Genomic DNA, 6,611 nt, shown 5'->3' with positions numbered 1-6,611 from the left:
GTGGGTCATACTGGATTCGAACCAGTGACTTCTACCCTGTCAAGGTAACACTCTGAACCAACTGAGTTAATGACCCTTTTTATACAAATAAAAGGAAGGATATAATGACATATCAAATATATATAAATCTTTCTAAAATTCACGAAAAGATATTCTAAAAACAAAAGCCTGTCTCAGCGAATTCTTACAACACTCAAATTTTACGTAAGAATACTTATCTTTAAAAACAAAAAGATTTTCAGCTGACCAATTATGAGTAAAGAATACATTATTGCTTTTGATCAAGGCACTACAAGCACACGTGCTATTATTTTTGACAAAAAAGGAAAAATTTATGGGATCGCCCAAAAAGAACTCACACAAAAATATCCAAAATCTGGATGGGTAGAACATGATCCTTTGGAGATTGTAAGACATCAGCAAGAAGTATTTGAAGAAGTGATAGAAAAGTCTGCGATTACCATTGATCAAATTGCAGCTATTGGTATTACCAACCAACGAGAAACAACTGTTGTATGGGATAAAGCCACAGGCAAGCCTATATACAATGCAATTGTGTGGCTCGACAAACGCACTTCTGAAATATGTGAACAATTAAAAGCACAAGGGTTAGAAGAATATGTAGCTAAAAACACAGGGCTTGTTATTGATTCTTATTTTTCAGGAACGAAGGTTCGATGGATTTTGGATCATGTAGAAGGTGCACAAGAAAAAGCTGAGAAAGGAGATCTTTTATTTGGAACCATAGATAGTTGGTTGATATGGAAGTTCACACAAGGAAAGCATCATCTTACAGATCATTCTAATGCTTCTCGTACGTTATTATATAATATTTTAGAGTTAGACTGGGATTCAACAATGCTGGATGCTTTACAAATCCCTAGAGCGATGCTTCCCAACGTACAGTACTCTTCGTCTGACTTTGGACAATTTACCTATAAAAAACATCAAATTCCAATATATGGGGTGGCTGGTGACCAGCAAGCATCATTGTTTGGACAAGGAGGCTATAAATCTGGAATGGCAAAAAACACGTATGGAACAGGATGTTTTATGCTTATGAACACAGGTAAAAAACCCTATCATTCTAAAAATGGATTATTAACCACACTCTGTGCAAGTCTTGAAACAGATAATATAAAGTACGCGTTAGAAGGGAGTGTTTTTGTAGCTGGTGCTGCTGTTCAATGGTTAAGAGATAAACTTCAAGTCATAGATCAGGCAAAAGACACCGAGGCTATTTGTCAGGCTACAACAACACCAGACGATTTATATGTAGTCCCTGCCTTTGCAGGTCTTGGCGCTCCGCACTGGGATATGAAAGCAAAAGGTGCTATTTATGGACTTACCCTAGATTCTGGTAAAAACGAAATCATTAAAGCAACCATAGACGCACTCGCCTACCAATCTAGAGACGTGCTAGAAGCCATGGTAGAAGATAGCGGCAAACAAATGAAATCTCTAAAAGTAGATGGTGGTGCCACAGCAAACAACTACCTGATGCAATTTCAGTCTGATATTCTTAACGTAGAAGTTGACCGTCCTAAAATGCTTGAAGTAACAGCGCTTGGAGCAGCGTTTCTAGCTGGGATAAAAGCGGGTATCTGGACTAAAAAAGATATTTCAAAAATAAGAAAAGTAGATACCTTGTTTACTCCTCAAATAACAGAATACGTTCGAACTAAAAAATATAGAGGTTGGCAACAAGCCGTATCCCGAACAAAATCTTCCAATCAAAATATGCTTTCGGTGAAAGAAGAAGGTCCTATCCGTTTTTCTATTTTAGATAGAGGCACCCAATTACAAAGAGCCAAAAATGAACGTTTTGACCTCATCATTATCGGTGGTGGTGTGACAGGAGCAGGTATTGCACTAGACGCTTCTTCCAGAGGAATGAATGTATGTCTTATAGAAAAAAATGATTTTGCATCTGGCACGAGTAATAAATCCACCAAGCTCATTCATGGAGGCTTGCGCTATTTAAAGCAACTAGAAATAGGACTTGTCAAAGAATCTGGAAGTGAGCGAGCTACTGTACACAAACTAGTACCTCATCTAGTCGTTCCTGAAAAAATGCTACTCCCTTTAATTGAAGGAGGCACCTACGGCAAAATGATGACTGCTATTGGACTTAAAGTATATGACTTTCTTGCCAATGTAGAAGGCAATGATAAACGCAAAATGCTTACTGCACAAGAAACTGCAGACAAGGAACCACTACTTAATAAAGAACAGCTTATAGGGGGTGGGTATTATGCTGAGTATCGTACAGATGATGCAAGACTGACTATTGAATTACTCAAAAAAGCAGCTTCGTACGGAGCCTGTGTGATTAATTATTGCGAAATGAAATCCTTTAATTATGATGATGAAGGAAAAATAAAGAGCCTACATTGTTATGATTATAACACCAAAAGCAGTTTTAAGTTAAAAGCAAACAACTACATCTCAGCAGCAGGACCTTGGGTAGATTTAGTACGAGAAAAAGACCATTCTAAAAACAATAAACATCTACACCTTACCAAGGGAGTGCACATTGTTTTTTCAAGAGAACGTTTCCCTTTAACGCAATCTATCTATTTTGATGTGCCTGATGGACGGATGATATTTGCTATCCCAAGAGGCAGATCTACGTATGTAGGAACGACCGACACCAATTATAATGGAAACTTAAACCGCGTGGTTGCTACCAAAGAAGATGCGCAGTATTTATTGGATGCAGTCAACAATATGTTTACAGACATACAATTAACCATCGATGATATTGAATCTAACTGGGCTGGATTAAGACCTCTGATTCATGAAGAAGGAAAAGATCCTTCTGAACTTTCTAGGAGAGATGAAATCTTTGTTTCCAAAACAGGGCTTATTTCTATTGCGGGTGGAAAACTTACAGGCTATCGTAAGATGGCTCAACGTGTTATTGATACCGTTTTAAAACAGGTACCTGAAAAGAAAAAAAATCATCTTGTAAAATCACACACCGATCGTATTCCGCTTACTTCTAATCCCATGACAAATACCAAAGAGGTAAATATCTATGAAAAAGAGATTGCTTCTCAGTTAAAAATGATCGGAATTCATGATGTACATCAAAGTTTATATCTTGCCACCACCTATGGAAAACAAGCAGATGACATTATAGAAAAAACAGATTATTTTTTAAATGAATCTGCCGAAGAACGTCTGATACGTGCAGAAGTATGGTACAGCGTTCATCACGAAATGACCAATGCTCTTGCCGACTTTTTTGTGAGAAGAACAGGAAGGCTCTATTTTGACATACATAGCGTACATAGGTACAGACAGCTAGTACAAGAAGATCTTGTAAAATATTTAGGTTGGGATGAAGGACGTGTGATTGAAGAAAATAAATGGCTAGATCTTTTGATAAAAGATGCGTCAAACTATTATGAAGGAGAATTTGACGCTTAAAAAATAGTAATAGTGACTTTATAGAAGATAAATAAGGTATACGCTTTCGCGAAAGCGAAATAAGCATGGCGCAAACGTTATAGTAAAAAGGTTCGCAATAGAACTCTTATTATTTTGTTAAAAAGTCATATTTTAGACGTTATACTAACAAAACTTAAATACATGGGAATCATTTCATTTATTGGATTTACGCTATTGGTAGCAGGATATGCATGGTGGAAAACCAGAGAAACAGACGAAAAATCTGCAGATGGCTATTATTTAGGAGGTAGAAGCCTTGGCGCTATTACCATTGCTGGTTCCTTATTATTGACCAACCTATCGGCAGAGCAAATTGTAGGTTTGAATGGACAAGCATTTTCAGAAGGAATCCTGGTAATGGCTTGGGAAACACTAGCCGCGATTGCTATCGTACTCACCGCAGTATTTTTACTGCCAAAGTATATGAAAAAAGGAATCACAACCATTCCCGAATTCATAGAAGGTCGATTTGACGAAAACACAAAAGCGATACTCTCCGTATTATTTTTAATTGCATTTAGTATTGTACTCTTACCTACGATTTTATACTCTGGATCACTAGCCTTTAGTACCATGTTTGATTTGCCCACGATGCTAGGAATGTCTGAAGGCACCGTTATATGGGTATGTGTATGGAGTATTGGTTTGATAGGTATTGTATATGCTATCTTTGGAGGTCTTAAAGCAGTTGCTGTCTCAGATCTTATCAATGCTATAGGACTGCTTATAGGAGGTTTATTAATTCCTTACTTTGGTTTAAAGCTTATTGGTGATGGAGATATGATGACAGGTCTTAATGAATTATGGACCGAGAATCAAGATAAATTTGATGTGACTGGAGATGTGACCTCATCGATCCCCGTAGGTACGATTTTTACAGGAATGATGATTGCTCAGATGTATTATTGGGGAACCAACCAATCTATATTACAACGTGTTTTTGGAGCCAAAAGTTTACGAGAAGGACAGAAAGGGATGATGCTAGCTGCTTTTGTTAAGTTTTTGATTCCAGTGATTGTGGTGCTTCCAGGTATTATTGCTTGGCATGTATTTGAGGGGAATCTTAGTTCACCAGATCAGGCCTATCCAGAATTGGTAAAGGAAGTACTCCCCCCCGCTTTATTAGGATTTTTTGCAGCCGTACTCTTTGGTGCTGTCTTAAGTTCTTTTAATAGTTTATTAAACAGTAGTGCGACCCTTTTTGGATTTGACTTGTATAAAAAGTTTTTTAAGAAAGATGCTACAGAACAGCAAACGGTAAAAGCTGGAAAGTTATTTGGCCTTTTAATCGCTGTAATTTCTATGAGTATCGCTCCCTTTATTGCCAATGCCCCAGATGGTCTTTTTGATTATATACAACAGGCATTGGGTAGTTTAAGTGTGCCTATTCTAGCCGTTGTTGTTGTTGGAATCTTAACAAAGAAAGTCCCAGCTATTGGCGCCAAAATCGTGATGATTGCGGGTGTAGTAATGTATTTAGTAAGTATGTATTTGAGACCAAAATATCAAGAAGCCGCACTTGCAGCAGCAGATGCATCAGGAATTACAGATGTAGTTCAACTTGCCATTATTAAAGCAGAAGCATTCCCGCATTTTCTTCATATTATGGGTATTCTATTCGTAGTAAATATAATTATCATGCTTATCATAGGACTCATCAAACCTAAAACAGATGTATATGTACCAACGCAAACGCAAGCAATTGATACAACCCCTTGGAAGTATGCATATATCGTAGGAGGACTCATTGTATTGCTAGTTTTAAGTACGTATTTAATATTTTAAAAAGAAATTAACGTACAGAAAGTTTACTTTTGTTGCTCTTTAGCTTTCGCGAACTTGCCTCGCCGATAGGTAGGAACGTATAAGAGAAAGAGTTAAATAAGAAGCTCTTATACATAATTTACTTGTAAAGACGTAAACAAAGACGAAAGCGGGATTAGATTCTTACCTTATTTGTAAAGAAACATATATAGCTGGAAGGCTTGTAAAATTAATTATTAATTTAGATAGCGGGGTAATATTCCCGCCTTCGCGGGAATAAGATGAAGATAGTTGTTACTGGAGGATTAGGATTTATAGGATCTCACACTGTTGTCGAACTACAGAATAATGGATACGAAGTCATTATTATAGATAACTGCTCAAACGCATCCAAAGAAGTATTAAAAGGAATTACTGCTATTACAGGCATAGCTCCTATTTTTGAAGAATTTGATTTGCGAGAAAAATCAAAAGTACAAGACTTTTTTACACGTTACCAGCATATTGCAGGAGTGATTCATTTTGCAGCGTCTAAGGCTGTGGGAGAAAGTGTGAATGAACCGTTGCTTTATTATGAGAATAATATTGCAACCTTAATTTACATACTCCAAGAACTACAAAAAAAGGAAAAAGCTAGTTTTATTTTCAGTTCTTCTTGCACGGTGTACGGACAAGCCGATGAGTTACCAATTACAGAAAATGCTCCAGTAAAACCAGCTGAATCTCCGTATGGCAACACAAAACAAATAGGAGAAGAAATCATAAGAGATACGTGTAAAATCGCATCACATCTCAACGCGATATCACTCCGTTATTTTAATCCCATCGGTGCACATCCATCTACAGAGATTGGAGAACTCCCCACAGGTGTCCCACAAAATCTAGTGCCTTTTATTACGCAAACAGCTATTGGCTTAAGAGATCAGTTATCTGTTTACGGAGATACGTATCCTACTCCAGATGGTACTGCTATACGTGATTATATTCACGTAGTAGATCTTGCAAAAGCACACGTAGTTGCCTTGGAGCGCTTACTACAAGAAAAGAATGAAAGCAACTATGAAGTCTTTAATGTAGGAACTGGTGTTGGAAGCTCTGTACTAGAAGTGATTACTTCTTTTGAAAAAGTGACTAATACATCACTTCCTTATAAAATCGTCGATAAAAGAGAAGGTGATGTCGTTGCTGCTTATGCAGATACGCGTAAAGCTAATGAAAATTTAGGTTGGAAAGCACATAGCACATTGAACGAAGCAATGATATCTGCTTGGGCTTGGGAGCAAAAAGTAAGAAATAAATAAAAGTGCCTAGCGCTTTTACATCTGTAATTCTGTTTTAGAATTTTCTTCAAAGATAAATTCTTACAAATGGAATGTTAAATTTTAAGTTTT

At 37.0% G+C, this 6,611-nt stretch carries 3 protein-coding genes and 1 tRNA gene; 3 read left to right on the top strand and 1 reads right to left on the bottom strand.

Annotated elements, in window-relative coordinates; genetic code table 11:
• Position 1 precedes the first annotated feature (1 nt).
• Positions 2-76, bottom strand: a tRNA-Val gene (locus Q0505_RS11145).
• Positions 77-252: 176 nt separating this feature from the next.
• Between Q0505_RS11145 and glpK the strand changes: the two genes are divergently transcribed.
• From glpK to galE, 3 genes are all read left to right on the top strand, one after another.
• Positions 253-3,435, top strand: coding sequence for a glycerol kinase GlpK (gene glpK / locus Q0505_RS11140; protein ID WP_299212783.1), 3,183 nt, complete (start codon positions 253-255; stop codon positions 3,433-3,435).
• A gap of 162 nt (positions 3,436-3,597) precedes the next feature.
• Positions 3,598-5,241: a solute:sodium symporter family transporter gene (locus Q0505_RS11135; protein ID WP_299212781.1), complete on the top strand. Its 1,644-nt coding sequence runs from the start codon at positions 3,598-3,600 to the stop codon at positions 5,239-5,241.
• Between the two features lie 260 nt (positions 5,242-5,501).
• Positions 5,502-6,521, top strand: a complete 1,020-nt coding sequence (gene galE, locus Q0505_RS11130; protein ID WP_299212779.1) for a UDP-glucose 4-epimerase GalE — start codon at positions 5,502-5,504, stop codon at positions 6,519-6,521.
• Positions 6,522-6,611 lie beyond the last annotated feature (90 nt).

Source organism: uncultured Dokdonia sp., from assembly GCF_937910895.1.
Classification (GTDB): domain Bacteria; phylum Bacteroidota; class Bacteroidia; order Flavobacteriales; family Flavobacteriaceae; genus Dokdonia.
Note: the sequence above shows the minus strand (reverse complement) of the source record. Positions and strands in the feature narration are given on the sequence as shown.